Origin of the sequence: Pseudomonas sp. ZY71, from assembly GCF_036542145.1 — a bacterium.
GTDB classification, from domain to species: Bacteria; Pseudomonadota; Gammaproteobacteria; order Pseudomonadales; family Pseudomonadaceae; genus Aquipseudomonas; species Aquipseudomonas koreensis_A.
Genome location: NZ_CP144274.1, coordinates 1381616 through 1396642, shown reverse-complemented (window position 1 = coordinate 1396642; position 15027 = coordinate 1381616). Strand labels below are relative to the sequence as shown.

The 15027-nt window shown below is 59.0% G+C and carries 20 protein-coding genes and 1 pseudogene; 3 read left to right on the top strand and 18 right to left on the bottom strand.

The annotated features are described in order from the left end of the window. Positions 1–67: 67 nt before the first annotated feature. A complete protein-coding gene (erdR, locus tag VY732_RS06080) occupies positions 68–718 on the bottom strand; it encodes a response regulator transcription factor ErdR (RefSeq protein WP_016985724.1) in 651 nt (216 codons plus the stop codon). Here erdR and VY732_RS06075 point away from each other — a divergent pair. Next, a complete protein-coding gene (locus VY732_RS06075) occupies positions 711–869 on the top strand; it encodes a hypothetical protein (protein ID WP_176470048.1) in 159 nt (52 codons plus the stop codon). The two genes, erdR and VY732_RS06075, sit on opposite strands and share 8 nt — an antisense overlap. A 72-nt stretch (positions 870–941) precedes the next feature. Here the strand turns inward: VY732_RS06075 and VY732_RS06070 are convergent, their stop codons facing one another. Further along, on the bottom strand, positions 942–1688 hold the full coding sequence (locus tag VY732_RS06070) for a tRNA-uridine aminocarboxypropyltransferase (protein WP_331694912.1): 747 nt from the start codon (positions 1686–1688) through the stop codon (positions 942–944). Between the two features lie 189 nt (positions 1689–1877). Here VY732_RS06070 and VY732_RS06065 point away from each other — a divergent pair, with 189 nt between their 5' ends. Further along, positions 1878–2303, top strand: a complete 426-nt coding sequence (locus VY732_RS06065) for a PA3611 family quorum-sensing-regulated virulence factor (RefSeq protein ID WP_016985722.1) — start codon at positions 1878–1880, stop codon at positions 2301–2303. On the opposite strand, the gene VY732_RS06060 is transcribed toward VY732_RS06065, so the two are convergent. Further along, on the bottom strand, positions 2304–2498 hold the full coding sequence (locus VY732_RS06060) for a hypothetical protein (protein ID WP_077571372.1): 195 nt from the start codon (positions 2496–2498) through the stop codon (positions 2304–2306). It abuts the gene before it with no gap. A gap of 338 nt (positions 2499–2836) precedes the next feature. Here VY732_RS06060 and VY732_RS06055 point away from each other — a divergent pair, with 338 nt between their 5' ends. Then, a complete protein-coding gene (locus VY732_RS06055) occupies positions 2837–3955 on the top strand; it encodes a TIGR00730 family Rossman fold protein (protein WP_116028781.1) in 1119 nt (372 codons plus the stop codon). 55 nt (positions 3956–4010) lie between these two features. On the opposite strand, the gene recX is transcribed toward VY732_RS06055, so the two are convergent. The 15 genes and pseudogenes from recX to VY732_RS05980 all read right to left on the bottom strand — a co-directional run bounded on the left by recX (position 4011) and on the right by VY732_RS05980 (position 15024). Next, the gene (gene recX, locus VY732_RS06050; protein WP_008077166.1) at positions 4011–4481 is read right to left on the bottom strand and encodes a recombination regulator RecX; all 471 of its coding nucleotides are present in this window, start codon (positions 4479–4481) and stop codon (positions 4011–4013) included. Between the two features lie 8 nt (positions 4482–4489). Then, the gene (gene recA / locus VY732_RS06045) at positions 4490–5548 is read right to left on the bottom strand and encodes a recombinase RecA (RefSeq protein ID WP_077571370.1); all 1059 of its coding nucleotides are present in this window, start codon (positions 5546–5548) and stop codon (positions 4490–4492) included. Between the two features lie 83 nt (positions 5549–5631). Continuing rightward, entirely contained in the window at positions 5632–6132 is a 501-nt protein-coding gene (locus tag VY732_RS06040) for a CinA family protein (protein WP_331694911.1), read from the bottom strand. 67 nt (positions 6133–6199) lie between these two features. Next, positions 6200–6718 carry a lysis system i-spanin subunit Rz gene (locus VY732_RS06035; RefSeq protein WP_331694910.1) on the bottom strand — a complete coding sequence of 173 codons (519 nt, stop codon included), beginning with the start codon at positions 6716–6718 and terminating at the stop codon, positions 6200–6202. Continuing rightward, positions 6697–7263: a glycoside hydrolase family 19 protein gene (locus VY732_RS06030; protein WP_331694909.1), complete on the bottom strand. Its 567-nt coding sequence runs from the start codon at positions 7261–7263 to the stop codon at positions 6697–6699. Before VY732_RS06030 ends, VY732_RS06035 begins: the two co-directional genes overlap by 22 nt. Positions 7264–7299: 36 nt before the next feature. Continuing rightward, the gene (locus VY732_RS06025; protein ID WP_108225240.1) at positions 7300–7554 is read right to left on the bottom strand and encodes a hypothetical protein; all 255 of its coding nucleotides are present in this window, start codon (positions 7552–7554) and stop codon (positions 7300–7302) included. Continuing rightward, positions 7554–8714: pseudogene (locus tag VY732_RS06020) on the bottom strand (glycine-rich domain-containing protein). Before VY732_RS06020 ends, VY732_RS06025 begins: the two are co-directional and overlap by 1 nt. A 17-nt stretch (positions 8715–8731) precedes the next feature. Further along, positions 8732–9166 carry a phage tail assembly chaperone gene (locus tag VY732_RS06015; protein ID WP_034154925.1) on the bottom strand — a complete coding sequence of 145 codons (435 nt, stop codon included), beginning with the start codon at positions 9164–9166 and terminating at the stop codon, positions 8732–8734. A gap of 2 nt (positions 9167–9168) precedes the next feature. Then, complete coding sequence (locus tag VY732_RS06010) at positions 9169–10095, bottom strand: gp53-like domain-containing protein (protein ID WP_331694907.1); 927 nt, start codon at positions 10093–10095, stop codon at positions 9169–9171. A gap of 40 nt (positions 10096–10135) precedes the next feature. After that, on the bottom strand, positions 10136–10603 hold the full coding sequence (locus VY732_RS06005) for a phage tail assembly chaperone (RefSeq protein ID WP_331694906.1): 468 nt from the start codon (positions 10601–10603) through the stop codon (positions 10136–10138). Then, positions 10603–11529: a hypothetical protein gene (locus VY732_RS06000; protein ID WP_077571361.1), complete on the bottom strand. Its 927-nt coding sequence runs from the start codon at positions 11527–11529 to the stop codon at positions 10603–10605. The genes VY732_RS06005 and VY732_RS06000 overlap by 1 nt, the downstream gene beginning before the upstream one ends. 21 nt (positions 11530–11550) lie before the next feature. Continuing rightward, a complete protein-coding gene (locus VY732_RS05995) occupies positions 11551–12117 on the bottom strand; it encodes a tail fiber assembly protein (RefSeq protein WP_077571452.1) in 567 nt (188 codons plus the stop codon). Between the two features lie 7 nt (positions 12118–12124). Beyond that, a complete protein-coding gene (locus VY732_RS05990) occupies positions 12125–13222 on the bottom strand; it encodes a phage tail protein (RefSeq protein WP_077571360.1) in 1098 nt (365 codons plus the stop codon). A gap of 138 nt (positions 13223–13360) precedes the next feature. Next, positions 13361–13876, bottom strand: coding sequence for a phage tail protein (locus VY732_RS05985; protein ID WP_123594856.1), 516 nt, complete (start codon positions 13874–13876; stop codon positions 13361–13363). Continuing rightward, positions 13873–15024, bottom strand: coding sequence for a phage tail protein (locus tag VY732_RS05980; RefSeq protein WP_331694905.1), 1152 nt, complete (start codon positions 15022–15024; stop codon positions 13873–13875). The genes VY732_RS05985 and VY732_RS05980 overlap by 4 nt, the downstream gene beginning before the upstream one ends. Positions 15025–15027 lie beyond the last annotated feature (3 nt).

The following is a 15027-nucleotide window of genomic DNA, read 5'->3' as shown; positions in this document are numbered from 1 at the left end:
AAACCAACCAAAAAGGAGTGGGAAAGCTAGATCAACAAAAGTCAAAAAAGCGTGAAGACGCCAGCCATTATTGGCTCGGAATTGACTCAAGTTGTTGCAGCAGTAAAGCCGCTTGCGTGCGAGTGCGCACATTCAGCTTGCGAAAGATCGCCGTAACGTGGGCCTTGATGGTCGCTTCCGACACACTCAACTCATAAGCAATCTGCTTGTTCAGCAGGCCTTCGCAGACCATGGTCAACACGCGGAACTGCTGCGGCGTCAGGCTGGCCAAACCATCGCTGGCGGCTTTGGCTTCGTCGGAAACGGCGACGGCTTCAAACGCTTGCGGCGGCCAGAAGACATCGCCATCGAGCACTTTGCGCACCGCTTGCTGAATCACGCTGAGGTCGCTGGACTTGGGAATAAAGCCACTGGCGCCGAACTCACGGGATTTGACCATCACCGAAGCTTCTTCCTGCGCCGAAACCATCACCACCGGAATCTGCGGGTACTGGCCGCGCAGCATGACCAACCCGGAAAACCCGAAAGCGCCGGGCATGTTCAGGTCCAGCAGGACCAGATCCCAGTCAGCCTTTTCGGTCAGGCGCGCTTCCAGTTCGGCGATGCTCGCCACTTCCACCAGCCGTACATCCGGGCCAAGGCCCAGCGTCACCGCTTGATGCAGGGCGCTACGAAACAGAGGGTGATCATCGGCAATCAGGATGTCGTATGTGGCCATTTTTCAAATGATCCTGTTTTTGATGGCAGACGCGGCGCATTCCGGTCTGGCCAAAGCAACTCAAGATGCCGCTTTCAAGCGATATCCACAGGGGCACGTTCAACGCCAATCAACAGCAAACACGGCGTTTCAAACCTTGGCCGCACCCTAAACGGCGCCAAGCATGCCCAGCGAAGACGGGGTGGTCAAGCAGCGCGGCCGCTGGCTTGTACAGTATGGGCCACTATTGGGCCAACTCCGGCTGCGGCTTTCGTATATAGGGCAGTAACTCGGCGTGAGCGGGGGTGGACTCATTCATGTCGACCTGCTGTTTGGCGCCGAGGTAATGCTGGCTGAACACGTCGAAATAGGCGTCCAGCGCAGAAGCCGCGTCGCTGTCACCGGCCAGTTCCAGGCACAACGCCGCGACTTCGGCGGTGCACAGGTGCTCACTGCGGGTCGAGCGGCGCAAGCGGTAGCGCGAAAGTTTGTCGGGCAGCAGGCTCAAGATCGGCAAGCGATCGAAGTACGGGCTCTTGCGGAAAATCTTCCGCGCTTCGGTCCACGTCGCATCGAGCAGAATGAACAGCGGGCGCTTGCTGTTATCGGGAGCGACCGTATTGGTCACCCGTGACGGCTCGACGTATTCGCCGGGAAACACCAGATACGGCTGCCACTGCGGATCGTTGAGCAGCGCCAGCATCTGCGGATCGGGCTCGGTACGCGACCAGATGAATGCGTGGTTATCGCGCACCACATCGGCAATCAGCCAACCGGTGTTGCTCGGTTTGAACACTTCCTTGCCGGTCATGATCAGGCATACGCCGGAACGCGTTTCGACGCTCGGACGCCAGGCGCACAAACAATGGCTGATGATCACCCGGCAGTCGCGGCAACGCTCGGAGCGAAAGCCACGAGCCTGAATCGGCTTGATGCCTTCATCTTCGCGCTGATCGCGCAGACGGGCGACTGCGTTAGGGGCATGGTTCATCGCGGATAACGCCGAAAAGCAGGAAAACTCGACACGAACAACACTCGGCAGGGCAATAAAGGCCGGCAGTTTACCAGAGCGACGGGCACAAGCCTGTACCCTCCCGACCGGCTCCCCTATAATTCGCCGCCACTGAACGCACAGTCACGTGGCTGGTCGAACCACCAGTCACTGAACCAGGAGAGTTTCATGCTGCGCCTTATCGTTCCCACCGCTGCCATTCTGCTGGCGTCGTCCTTCACCGCTCAGGCTGCCTCCCTGAGTGAGCAGAATCTGAACCGCGAGCTGCGCAACGTCGCCGCCCAGAGCAGCGTCGGCACGCCACGCGCCATCAGTGAAGACATTCTTGATCAGGGCTTCACCGTTGAAGGCACGCAGTTGATCAACCACCTGAGCGTGCAGAAGAGCCACGCCGACAAGATGCGCGCGGACCCTAAAGCCGTGTATTTCCAGTTGGGCGCTTCGGTGTGCAACAACCCGTCGTTTCGCAAGCTGATGGCCAAGGGCGCGATCATGCGTTACGACTTCACGGAAGTGAAAACCAACAAAGCGATCGGCTCCGCCAGCTACCAGGAATCGGATTGCCCGAAAGCCGCCCCGGCGAAGAAGAAGTAATCATCGCGAATTGGCGCGCCGCTGTTCATCCTCGGCGCGCAGTTCGGCCAGCAAGGCCTGTAGATAGTGTGAACGGCGCTCGCCGCCCGCCAACCGCCGGCAGCACTCCTCTTCGAGACTGAGTTGATTGGTCTCGGCTGCCGCTTTCAACATCCGATACAGCTGCGTATCGATCTCCAGAATCACTCTGGCCATGTGTCCCGCCTCCTTGCCACCCGCAAATCCTTAAATCGCGTGCACCGTGACGCAAAGCTGTCGTACGACGCCTGTAAGTTAGTTAATCAGAGGGATTGCCGCTCGGCGCACGTTCGGACGAGCGGTGAAGGAATCGGCGGACAATCAATAATCGGTTGCCAGGCAAAACGTTGCGGCGCAATGATCAAGTCAGCGCAAATGCGCGCAAGGGTCTAAATTCAGAGTATTCCCGATCATTTCTCAACGGCAGGAAAGGAACTGCCGATCGTGTGTTTTTTGCAGCGCGGCACTGACGCCGCTCGTCAGGGCCATCCGCTCTGTGCAGAAGGAGACGTTGAATGCCTTACCAACCGAATGACCTCTTGAGCCGTCATTTTCAGGAAAGCGGTCCCGACCTCATCAGTAAGGTCGAAGAACAACTCAACCGTGTTTCCCCCAACAGCCCGAACATTCCCATCTATCGCGACATGATCCTGACCGTGCTGCGCATGGCCCAGGAAGACCACAACCGCTGGAACGCCAAGATTACCCTGCAAGCCCTGCGCGAACTGGAGCAAGCGTTCCGGGTACTGGAGCAATTCAAGGGGCGACGTAAAGTCACGGTATTCGGCTCGGCGCGCACGCCGGTCGAACATCCTTTGTATGCCATGGCCCGAGAACTCGGCGCGGCGTTGACCCGCTCGGGGATGATGGTCATCACCGGTGCCGGGGGCGGCATCATGGCCGCCGCCCATGAAGGTGCCGGTCGCGATCACAGCCTCGGGTTCAACATCACCCTGCCCTTCGAACAACATGCCAACCCGACGGTAGACGGCACCGGCAATCTGCTGCCGTTCCACTTCTTCTTCACGCGAAAACTGTTTTTCGTCAAAGAAGCTGACGCGCTGGTTTTATGCCCGGGCGGTTTCGGCACGCTGGATGAAGCTTTGGAAGTACTGACGTTGATCCAGACCGGCAAAAGCCCATTGGTGCCGGTAGTGCTGCTGGATGCACCCGGCGGAACGTTCTGGCAAGGCGCGATGGACTTCATCCGCCAGCAACTGGAGGCCAACCACTACATCCTGCCTACCGACATGAAACTGATGCGACTGGTTTACACCGTCGAAGAGGCGGTGGATCAGATCAACCAGTTCTACAGCAACTTCCACTCCAGTCGCTGGCTCAAGCGTCAGTTCGTGATTCGCATGCATCACAAGCTGAGCGATCAGGCGCTGGAGCACATGCAGGAAGCATTCGCCGATCTGTGCCTGAGTGACCAGTTTCATCAGCACGACTACAACGGTGAGGAACACGATGAAGCACAGTTCAGCCATCTGGCGCGGCTGGCCTTCGCCTTCAATGCTCGCACTCACGGGCGCCTGAGGGAGTTGATCGACTACATCAACCTGCCGGAAAACTGGGCTCAGTCAAAACCGCAAACAGCACAACGTTCGCGCGAACCCTCCAAGGTAATTTGAGGGCAAAAAAAAACGGCCCGCTATTTTCATAGCGGGCCGTTTTTATTGAATCGGTTTAATCGTCCATCCCTCGACCGCTGAACAAGCGGTTGATCATCTCCATCGAGAACCCCCGATAAGCCAGGAACCGACCTTGCTTGGCCCGTTCCTTCGCATCAATCGGTAAATGCCCGGAGAACTTCCGGCGCCAGGTGTCCTGAAGTTGTTCCTGCCAGCTGATACCGCTTTCGCGCAGGGCGAGTTCGATATCGGCACGTTGCAAACCGCGCTGGCTCAGCTCTTCGCGAATCCGCAGAGGGCCGTAGCCGGAACGGGCACGGTAGGAAACAAAGCTTTCAAGATAACGGGCTTCGGAAAGCAGCCCCTCTTCCGTTAAGCGGTCGAGGGCTGTTTCGATCATCTCCGCTTCAGCGCCGCGCTGACGCAGTTTGCGCGTCAACTCGACTCGACCATGCTCGCGGCGTGCGAGCAGGTCCATGGCGGTTCGCCGCACCGCGACGAGGGTATCGAGTACGGCGGTGGTCATCGCTGCAATCAGATGTCAGCGTCGGCCAGGTCGTCTTCAGTCTCTTTGACTGCAGAAGCCTTGGAGTCACCGATCGCTGCTGGAGTCAGCAGTTTGTCACGCAGTTGCTTCTCGAGCTTCGCGGCGATTTCCGGGTTGTCCGCCAGGAACTTGGCCGAGTTGGCCTTGCCCTGACCGATCTTGGTGCCTTCGTAGGCATACCAGGCGCCGGACTTCTCGACGAAACCGTGCAGCACACCCAGGTCGATCATCTCGCCATTGAGGTAGATGCCCTTGCCGTAAAGAATCTGGAACTCGGCCTGACGGAACGGCGAAGCGACCTTGTTCTTCACAACCTTGACGCGGGTTTCGCTACCGACCACTTCGTCGCCTTCTTTCACCGCGCCGGTACGGCGGATGTCGAGACGAACCGAAGCGTAGAACTTCAGTGCGTTACCACCGGTGGTGGTTTCCGGGCTACCGAACATCACGCCGATCTTCATGCGGATCTGGTTGATGAAGATCACCAGGCAGTTGGCGTTCTTGATGTTACCGGTGATTTTACGCAGCGCCTGGGACATCAGACGGGCTTGCAGGCCCACGTGCATGTCACCCATTTCGCCTTCGATTTCAGCCTTTGGTACCAGAGCTGCCACGGAGTCGACGATGATCACGTCAACCGCGTTGGAACGCACCAGCATGTCGGTGATTTCCAGTGCCTGTTCGCCGGTGTCCGGCTGGGACACCAGCAGGTCGTCGACGTTGACGCCGAGCTTGCCGGCGTACTCAGGGTCGAGGGCGTGTTCGGCGTCGACGAATGCGCAGGTCGCGCCGGCTTTTTGAGCCTGGGCGATCACGGACAGTGTCAGTGTGGTTTTACCGGAGGATTCAGGACCGTAGATTTCAACGATACGGCCTTTTGGCAGGCCGCCAATGCCGAGTGCGATGTCCAGACCCAGAGAGCCAGTGGAGATAGCCGGGATCGCCTGACGGTCCTGATCGCCCATACGCATCACGGCACCCTTGCCGAATTGACGTTCGATCTGACCCAGGGCCGCAGCCAAGGCTTTCTTCTTGTTGTCGTCCATTAAAGTCCTCACGTAATCAATAAGGCCTGACGGCCAACACCTGTATAAGTAGCCAGTATTATTCCACAGCGCTCGCGGATCGCCTACCCCTGATTTTCGATTTCTCGTGCCGCTAGTCGCAGGAGCCCCTCTAGCGCGGCCTTCACCGTTTGTCGGCGGACGTCATCGCGGTTGCCGGGGAAGTGCTGCACTTCAGTGGTCACGGTCTCGCCAACACCCCAAGCCAGCCACACCGTGCCGACCGGTTTGTTCGGCGAACCGCCGTCCGGCCCGGCCACACCGCTGACCGCCACGGCAAATCGCGCCAGGCTTTTGTCCTGTGCACCACGCACCATCGCCTCGACCACCTCGCGACTGACTGCACCCACCGTTTCGAACAACTCGGTCGGTACATTCAGTTGCTGAGTTTTCTGCCGGTTGGAGTAGGTCACGTAACCCGCCTCGAACCACGCAGAACTGCCGGGAATCCGTGTGATGGCTTCGGCAATCCCGCCACCGGTACACGACTCGGCGGTGGTGACGTGGGCATTGAGCAGTTGCAGACGTCGGCCAAGGTCGGCGGCCAGTTGAGTGATCTCTTTCACGGCGTGCTCCGGATCGTGTGGAATGCCTCCACCGTACACGACCCGGTTGCGCTTTCAATACACAGACTCATTCAAAATGTTCGGGCGCCAGCGCTCTGACATACGCCTGACAAGCCTGCAAGGCAATCAGTCCACGGTCGCCGGTATCGGTGATGGCGACAATTCGTTGAGCATGCGCCGGGTCAAGTCGGGCGCGTACGGTTGCATGATCCACGCTGCCGGCGCCGGCGGTGGCTGGCACGTTGCAGCCTGAGGCAACGTCGCCGGCGTCGAGAAGGACTGACAGGCGCACATCAGCAGTGGCAAGACGATCGCGCAGGCGATCCTGATCACGTTGGGCATCGCTCAGCGCTCGGTAGTGGGTTTGTTCACTGGTCGCGAGCCGCTGCTCCAGCGCCAGGCGTTTATCCTGCTCGGCCTGTTGCGCTGAGGCGGCAGCAAAATTCTGTTGATTGAGGACTTCGGCGTTTAACCGAGCCTGCTCGGCCAATTGCCGGCCGTAGCGCCACTCCTGAAACTGCCAGGCCGCGGCAAAAGCACCCGCAGCCAGCAACAGGACGCCGATCATTCGCCAGGGGATTGGCATAGCACCGCCCTCGCCCGCGCCCAGATTTCCAGGCGATCCTGCAACCCGTTCAACCCGCCGTTGATGCGCCGGGTGATGGTGTTGAACTCGTCGCGGTCGGCCAGTGCGTTCAAACCTTTCTGTTCCCAGAACCAAGCGGCAGACTCAGCGGCCCATTGCGGCTGTTCGAGCAGTTCGGGCAACGACAGCAGACGCTCATCGCCGAACAGACCAAGACTGCACTGGTGGTAATTCGAACGGCCGGTAATCTGGATCAACCCGCGCCCCCGGTATTTTTGCCCGTCGCCGTCAGCCTCCGGCGTGTTGCCCAGACGCAAGGCCAACGTACCGGTGTCGTATTTGCTCAGGTATTGGTTGTTGCCCAGTTCCCGCACATAGCGCAGTTGCCCTGACTCATGGCCGATTTGCGCAAGAAATGCCGCGATACGTTTGGGCGAATCGATATGACGGCGCGCCATGGCGCTGTTGAGTGCAGAAACAAAAACGCCCGCTTGGCTGCGGGCGTTGGGCATGATGTCGATAAGGTTGTTTTCAGTTATTTGCATAATGCTTGATCCTCCCTGGATATTGCCTCGATTGAATCACGGTTGACGGCCAATGCCCGTCAGCCATTTTTTTGCCAGAGTTTTCAGGGTGCTGTCCGGTGCAAGTTCTTCGGGCACGTCGAACACCCAACCGAGGGTACCGAAGTGGGCGGTCCAGTCGATTTGCGGTACCGGAGTGATTTCAGTGATGTCGACCCAGAGCAGATCCGGATGAAACATCTCGGCCATATTTCCGTCGGTGGAGAAGAGTTCGACCACGGTGTTCTGGGTGATGCGTGCGTAGGTTTTCATCAGGCGTACTCGTAGATGATCACGGCACCGGGAGCGCCTGCTGCGCCCGGTCTACCCGGCTGATTGGTTGTGTTAGCGATCCCGCCCGCGCCTGAACCATAACCGGAACCGGGGGCAGCCACACTCAATGCGACGCTACTCGCATAACCACCACTGCCAAGCGGTGAGTTTGCGCCATGCCCGGCAAGTGTTGATCAGGTGAGGCACATCCCTGGATTGCCGGCCGCACCTGCCGAATTGACAATGTTGCCGCCACTTGAGGTTTGGCTGGGAAAACCACCTACATACAAGCCGAATCCAGGAAGCGTGAGCGGAGAATTCCAGGGAGACCCGCCACCACCGGTGGCCGTAACCAATGAACCCAGCGAACTGGTACCGCCACTTCCTCCGCCTGTGCCGACAACCCCCGCCGCGCCCCCAGCCCCCACGGTAATGATTTGGCTTTGCCCGATCGCGGCAGATGATAACCAGGCTTGTGCGTAGCTACCGGAAGCGCCACCGCCTGTAAGGGAAACCTGGGTAGAGTTGGTCGCATCGATTCCCGAGCTGCCACCACCTCCGCCGACGATGGTGACCCATACGTTCTTCATTCCCACTGCTGGCACATAGATGCCGGACGCGGTAAATGTCCTGATCCCCAAGAGCCGGCCACTTGCAGCATTGCCACCACTCGCATACACCCGCACCCAACTATCCAGTGCTGCGCTGTACACCACCGAACACACACTACCGCCGACAATCTCGGCAGGGCGCAACGCACTCGCTGCAAGACTGACCAGCGGCTTGGGCATCAAGCCGTTCGGTGCAAACGTACTCGCCCCGGTATTGGCATTACCGGCAGTAAAGCGCAGCGCCAAGCCGTCCTTCAATGCGGTGACGGCAGGCACATAATTGGCCATGTAGAGATTGGCCGCGCCGATGTCAGTGGCATGTTTGTCTTCACCTGCCTGACTGAGTTTTTTCACCGCTTGCAACAACTGGGTTGCATCGGCTTCGCTCGGCTCAAGGCCGGCGGATTTGACGACGTTCAACAGCTCGTCGGTAACGCTGTTGCCCCAGGTCGCCGGGATCAGGGATCCGGGCAATCCTGCGACGACGTCTTCGTTAACGAATTTGCCATTCACCAGCCCGACGCTGGGAACGCTTTTTGGATAGTCCACATTAAGTCCTCATAGGGTCAGACGGACGACAAGCCTTCAAGCCAATCGGGTTCTACCGGGCGCGAGCGTGTGTCCGGGAAGTCCGGAGCATTGGGCCAGTCCCGCAGTGCCTGCCGATAGGCGAGCAGTTGTTTGATCTCTTCGGCGCGCAGGGTTGTGCCCTCACCCACTTCAAGCTCTTCAGCGTCGCGGAACACCAACCATTGGGTGTTTTGAAGCACCTGGTTGCGCCATGCGCGTTCACGGTTGGCCAGCGCAATCGGGGAATTGAGAGGATCGGTCAACACAGGCTGGCCAGAGTGACTGGCGCTGATGACTTTTCCGGCAGCTTGTCCCGCAAACAGTTCGGCGTATTGCGCCTCGGTGATTTCCACCGCCCCTTCAGGCACTTCGGGAAGTGCGCTGTCGACCCGATCAAAGCCCAGGGTTTGTGCGTAAAAGTAAATAGACATCGTTAATACCCCCAAACCAGAATTCGACCGGAAACGCCTGGTCCCGGTCTTACAGTTGTTCCGTCAGCCACCCTGACGCGTGCAACGGCTACAGAAGTGGATGAGGCGGACGTATCGAACCCCCAGATTGTCCCGGTGCTGGAAACCCAGGCGCCGGGATAAGCCTCGTTGGCCACGCCACCGAGGACTGCAGTAGGAAATCTGATGGGCAGTGACAGACTCATGGTTGCATTGACGTCAGATGCGCCGATCAACCACTGCACGATCAACCCACTGGGAAATTTTTGATAGCCGAATTGAGTGCTTGGATTGAGTTGCGCCGCAAACGCCGAGTACTTCAACGCAGCAGTGCCATAAACCACCCACACCCCAGACTCTCTGACGAAGTTCGCACTCTCACCATTATTGATGACGATCGACGCCAGATAAGCCCCTTGCGGACTGATCTGCGTGCCGGTTTTACTGGCCACCGTGACGGGCGCACTGTTACGGCAATGCAGGCTGATCGTGACGCCGTTCGGCACCGCAGCGGCATCCGGCAGCGTAACGGTGTACGCCGCGTTACCGCCCAGACCGATCGAGCAGCCGACATCAGCCTGAGTCAATTGGGTGGCGGTGGATATACTGCGAGTACTGGCATAACTGCCCAGCGCCCGTTGCACAAACTCGGACGTTGCTGCCGAGCGTCCACCATCAAACTGCGGCGCCGTCGTGAACAATGTCGGGCTGCGCAATGCCGCCAACAACTGATTGTTCGACGACTCGTTCGGCGTCAGACCGGCCGCCTGAACAACGTTAAGAATCTCTTGCGTGACGCTGTTGCCCCACGTCGCCGGGATCAGCGAGCCGGGTTTACCGGTGATCGGGTCTTCGTCGACAAACTGGCCATTGACCAGGCCGACACTGGGCACACTCTTGGGATAATCCAATGTTCATCTCCTTGATTGAAATACAGTGGGTGCGCAGGCCTCAGCCAATCACGCTGGCCAGCCAAAGCGGTGCTGACGGTCGGGAATCCGCTGCGGAAAAAAACGCCGAATCAGGCCAGTCGCGCAGCGCTTGCCGGTACTCAAGCAGTTCCAGGTATTGCGCAGCCTTGAGTAAGGTTCCGCGCCCCAGTTCCTGCTCATCGCGATGGCGAGTGACCATCCATTCGGTCGCTGAAAGGGATGCCTGACGCCAGCTGCGTTCCGCTGCCGCAGGCGCTTGATCTGCAACAACCGGCGCCTGAAAAATCACCGCACTTTCCTGCGCGGGCCGTGGTTCGGCGACAGTCGGCAACTCACTGATCGGCGCGCCGATTTCGACCGCCTGACCATCCGGCACTCGCACCATCGACTCGACAAAAGACGGCGCGAACAGTTGGCTGATTGCGTAGTCACCGGTGTCGATCCGTTCGACGACTACGCCGTTCTCGATCCGTGCATAAACGGCCATTACTCGTACTCCCAGATTTCACAGAAGGCGTTGCCGCCGACACCGCTAAGGACAGAGGCGGATGCATTGGTTGAACAAGAACCACTGCCACCCGAGCCTCGGCTCCCTGAAGTGCCAGGGCCACTGAGGCCCATCAACGGGCCACCGCCATCAAACGGACTCGCTCCGCCACCGCCTGCCAATACGCCCCAATTGGCGTTGTACATGGCGTAACCACCGCCAATTCCACGTGCGTTAGCGAGGTTGCCACCAGTTACGGCTTGCCCTCCGGCGCCACCCTGAACGAAGCCGACTGCCGAGGCTGTCACGGGAAAGGTCAGGATTTGCCCGCCCATGCCTCCTGCCACGCTCATGTAGCTGCCAAAAGAAGCACCACCACCGGCCTGTCCCATCGCGTTACGTGAAGCGCCACCCGCTCCCAGTGAAACCGGCACGCCGGCCATCATTTCCGCGCTCACGTCGTACAAACTCTCGCCATAGGCGCCACCGCCACCGCCACCGCCGATGCTGTGATAACCCGCTGCCACCGGTGCACAGCCGCCCCCCGAGCCTCCGGCTCCAACCAGACGCACACGAATGCGCCTGGCTCTTGGGTTCGGTTTGTAAACCGTGATCCCGACCGTCTCGATCTGCCGGACTGCCAGCAACCTCCCCACCGCATCGGTGATGCCATAACCAGCCAACGTGGTTGGGGTATTTTTCAGTTTGGTGAAATCAACGAGGGCGCCGATGGCTGTGGCCAGTTGATCGGTTTTGGCTTCATCCGGGGTCAATCCGGCAGCCTTGATCGCATTGAGAATTTCTTGAGTGACGCTGTTGCCCCACGCGGCCGGGATCAGTGAACCCGGTGTTCCGGCGACGGGGTTTTCATCGATGAAGCCACCGTTGACCAGTCCCACACCGGGAATGCTTTTCGGATAATCCATTGCACGTCTCCTTGTGCGGGTTCAGTCAGCGACAGCGGCGCCAGGCACCACCGGCCAAGAGATGTTTTCAGGAAAACCGCTCGCCTTTTCAATGCGGTTCAGCTCGACGCTGTAGAGCTTCCACTCGATCAGCAGCAGTTGTTCGTCATGGCTGGCATCGCCGATGTCTTCGGCGTACTGCAGGGGGGCGATGCGCAGCACGGCGTCGCGTAGCAGTGCGTCGCGCTTAACGAGGACGATGCGTTTGCGATCCGCCAGTTGCGCGGCCTCATCGACCTGCCAGGCGTTGCCCAACCAGAAGTGAAAGCCACCCGGAAAAGGCAACCGGGTGAAGCCCTCTGGCAATTCGCCAAGCGCGTTCCAGGTTTCCCGAATGCCTGTGTCAGTGCGATAGACATCGCCGCGACAATCGATCTGCTGTTGCAACGAACCCTTGTCATAGGCCCAGGCAAACCCCTCAGGCGCCGGGGAGAGTTCGATGCTCAGCGTCACCGCATTGCTTGGCAGTTGCAGACCGATCCCGGGCACCAGCGGAAACTCGACAGGCCCGGTCAATGCACCGCTGTCATCTATCAAATAATTGAACATGTGCACCTCAGATCAGTTTGATTCGTGCGGGATAAGCGATGTTTCGCGGTCGGGTTTCAGCAGCGAAATTGCCGATATTGCCGATGTAGGTATCAGAGTCGAATGCAGGGTTGGGATAGGTCGTTGCCACGGTTGCGGTCGTCGGTGAAAAGTTGACGTTGGTGTTAACGTCCCAGACGGGGTCTGGAATCGCTGGAGCAGGCTTGAAAGTCGCCCCGGTCCCAGTCGGCAGATAATGGTTGTGGCTCTGCAACGCATGCATTTGCAGACTGCCCATTACTCGTCCGGTATCAACGTTTCTGGTTTCACTGAGTACCCGTAGAAACTCGCCCCGAATCTCGGGAATTCGAAAGTTCGAGGCTCCATCGCCACTGGTCCAGCCACCTTCTCGGCCTGCACGGGCAGCTTCGGTCGTCAGTGCCCCGGACGCCTGAGCAAAATCCCACAGCCACGGCCATTCGGCCCGCTTGAACAGATCACCGTTGGGAACCCCATAACCACCCGGGTTAAGCGTTGTGGTGGTTTCGAACAACGGGCGGCCCAAGGCGTTATTGTCGAAGCGTCCTATCGGCCACCAGCTCCCGGCTCCGTCACTGCGCAGATGCCACCAGTCACCTCCACCCATCAACACCAGAAACGGATAACCGCTGGACGACAGGTAGGTGTGAAAGCGAATCCTGTCGGTGCCGGATGCTTGAACAACGAGGCGATTGCCGCTGTTGTCGACACGACGAAGAATCACATCGCGTACACCCAGAGCAAGATCCGCCGGCGGTAAAGTCAGGGTCACGGGAGCGGGACTGCCATCGATCAAAACGAGACCGAGTTCCTGCTCAGCCAGTGACTTGGAAGCTGCAAGCCGGGTAATCACCGAACGCATCGGACTAGCGCTGCCAACAATCGATTGAATCGCCTTGAATAGTTGGCTGGTATCCGCCTCGGAAGCCACCAGCCCGCCACCGCTGATCACACTCAGAATTTCCTGAGTCACACTGTTGCCCCACACCGCCGGAATCAAGGAGCCCGGCGTACCCGCCACCGGGTTTTCATCGACGAAGCGACCATCGACCAGGCCGACGCTGGGGACGCTTTTTGGATAATCCATAGGTTGCTCGTTCCTTTGAAATGACAAATGACCGGCGTCGACACAGCGTCTTCTGCGTGCCTGTCCACGGTCCGTTTTCTGAAAATAAAAAGCCCACAACGAAGTGGGCTTGGGTGACGCTGAATGAAGGTTTTCGGCTTAGCCGGAAAGGCCGTTGGCCAACTCGCGAATGGCGACCAAAGCTTCGTCACCAGCGCTGCGCGCCAGGTCCATGTTGCCCTTGGCAGCCTGCGCGCGAATTTGCGCTTTGGCCTTCAGGCGCAGCGTACGCAGCGCCAGCAGATGGTCGGTCAGTTGATCGGCCTTGCTCAGAATCTGCTCGGCGGCCTGTTTGGCAGTGCGCCCTTTGACCACCCACGCGGCGACTGACAGCGGCACTTCCTTTTTCGGGTAACCGGCGTCCTGATAAGCCTGCGCGTCGGCGGCGGCCTGGGCGTATTCCATGGCTTTGAGCGGGTCGCCGGCCAGTTCGGTACGAGCTTTGTCAGCGGCGGCATCGACTGTGTTGCACAGGCGTTCGGCTTCCTGCTGTTCCAGTTCGGCGACTCTGGCGGGATTCAGCTGCCACTTCTCGCCGTCCCAATCATGAGCAACAGAAGGTTGTGCCGGGCGCAAGCCGTCCTCGAACTGATGCAGTTCTTGAATGATGATCATCGGATCAACTCCCAGGAAAAACTGATATTGACCGCCGCGGTGAAATTGACAGCGATACCCGATGCATAGTCAGACAAACCGTGACTTTTGAGCCCCATGCTGAATAGCAGCTCATCGCTTGCGGCGTTGCTCGCGCCCCAAGTGTGTTCTGTCTGGTAGCTCTGCCAAAGCGAGCGCAATTCAGCATGGTCGAAGCTGGCAGTGAGGGACGAAACAGTCGTGTCGCTCACCACGTTGCTGGAGAAAATCAATACAGGTGCATTGGCGGTTGCCCAGCCGTCCCAATTACTGGATGTTCCAATCGTCGGGTTCAAAAAACAGTAATTGCCGCCGAGCCATCCTGCGGGTGCAAACCCGACTGCACTGATAGCCGTCGGATGCGGCGTCGGATTGCCCACCACCAGCCGCGCTGCCCGCGCATGTGGATCGAGTGGCAGGTAAACCACACCATTGCCGTTGACTGTCTGTGTCCACGTCAACCGGCTCCGGTTGTAGATCGACCTGACAATCGGTACCGCCCCGGGTCCGGCTGTCACCACCCACGCCAGACAGAGATCCAGAGGTGTCGACTGGAAACCACCTCCCGCCGCCCCATTGATCGTGCCCTTCAAGCCTTCCGGTGTAGCGTCGTAGATCGTGCCGCGTTGCGTATAGAAGGTCAGCACGCCAGCAACCACTTGTGCGCGCAAAAAGTAGCCGGAATTCGGCAACAGATCGGCACTGCTCCAGGCTTGGGTCGTGAAGGTACGCGGACGACCCAACTGACCTGCCAGCACTTCCTGGCCCAAGCTGACCAGCACACCGGGCAGAATCGACAAGCGCCCGCCACTGGTAGCAAACGCGGTCGGCGTGATCGGCAATCGCCCGTCTGCCGTAGCCACGGTAGCGGTGGGCAAGGCGCCAATCGGCAACGCCGAATCCAGATTCCAGCCCTTGGCCGAAACGCTTTGAATCGCCTGCAACAACTGATCGTATTTCTTCTCGTCCGGGGTCAGCCCCCCGGCATTGATCACGTTGAGAATTTCCTGCGTAACCCCATTCCCCCAATCCGCCGGAATCAACGATCCCGGGGTTCCGGTCATTGGGTTCTCATCGACAAACTTCCCATTCACCAAACCGGCGCTGGGCACACTGTTCGGATAATCCATGGC

Coding starts and splice junctions, on each gene's coding strand:
- VY732_RS05995 (WP_077571452.1), bottom strand. CDS start 12,117: ATGTTCAATTATTTGATAGATGACAGCGGTGCATTGACCGGGCCTGTC.
- VY732_RS06035 (WP_331694910.1), bottom strand. CDS start 6,718: ATGCCAATCCCCTGGCGAATGATCGGCGTCCTGTTGCTGGCTGCGGGT.
- recX (WP_008077166.1), bottom strand. CDS start 4,481: ATGACCACCGCCGTACTCGATACCCTCGTCGCGGTGCGGCGAACCGCC.
- VY732_RS06030 (WP_331694909.1), bottom strand. CDS start 7,263: ATGCAAATAACTGAAAACAACCTTATCGACATCATGCCCAACGCCCGC.
- VY732_RS06000 (WP_077571361.1), bottom strand. CDS start 11,529: ATGGATTATCCGAAAAGCATTCCCGGTGTGGGACTGGTCAACGGTGGC.
- VY732_RS05990 (WP_077571360.1), bottom strand. CDS start 13,222: ATGGATTATCCAAAAAGCGTCCCCAGCGTCGGCCTGGTCGATGGTCGC.
- VY732_RS05980 (WP_331694905.1), bottom strand. CDS start 15,024: ATGGATTATCCGAACAGTGTGCCCAGCGCCGGTTTGGTGAATGGGAAG.
- VY732_RS06005 (WP_331694906.1), bottom strand. CDS start 10,603: ATGGCCGTTTATGCACGGATCGAGAACGGCGTAGTCGTCGAACGGATC.
- VY732_RS05985 (WP_123594856.1), bottom strand. CDS start 13,876: ATGATCATCATTCAAGAACTGCATCAGTTCGAGGACGGCTTGCGCCCG.
- recA (WP_077571370.1), bottom strand. CDS start 5,548: ATGGACGACAACAAGAAGAAAGCCTTGGCTGCGGCCCTGGGTCAGATC.
- VY732_RS06065 (WP_016985722.1), top strand. CDS start 1,878: ATGCTGCGCCTTATCGTTCCCACCGCTGCCATTCTGCTGGCGTCGTCC.
- VY732_RS06070 (WP_331694912.1), bottom strand. CDS start 1,688: ATGAACCATGCCCCTAACGCAGTCGCCCGTCTGCGCGATCAGCGCGAA.
- VY732_RS06060 (WP_077571372.1), bottom strand. CDS start 2,498: ATGGCCAGAGTGATTCTGGAGATCGATACGCAGCTGTATCGGATGTTG.
- erdR (WP_016985724.1), bottom strand. CDS start 718: ATGGCCACATACGACATCCTGATTGCCGATGATCACCCTCTGTTTCGT.
- VY732_RS06025 (WP_108225240.1), bottom strand. CDS start 7,554: ATGAAAACCTACGCACGCATCACCCAGAACACCGTGGTCGAACTCTTC.
- VY732_RS06055 (WP_116028781.1), top strand. CDS start 2,837: ATGCCTTACCAACCGAATGACCTCTTGAGCCGTCATTTTCAGGAAAGC.
- VY732_RS06015 (WP_034154925.1), bottom strand. CDS start 9,166: ATGTCTATTTACTTTTACGCACAAACCCTGGGCTTTGATCGGGTCGAC.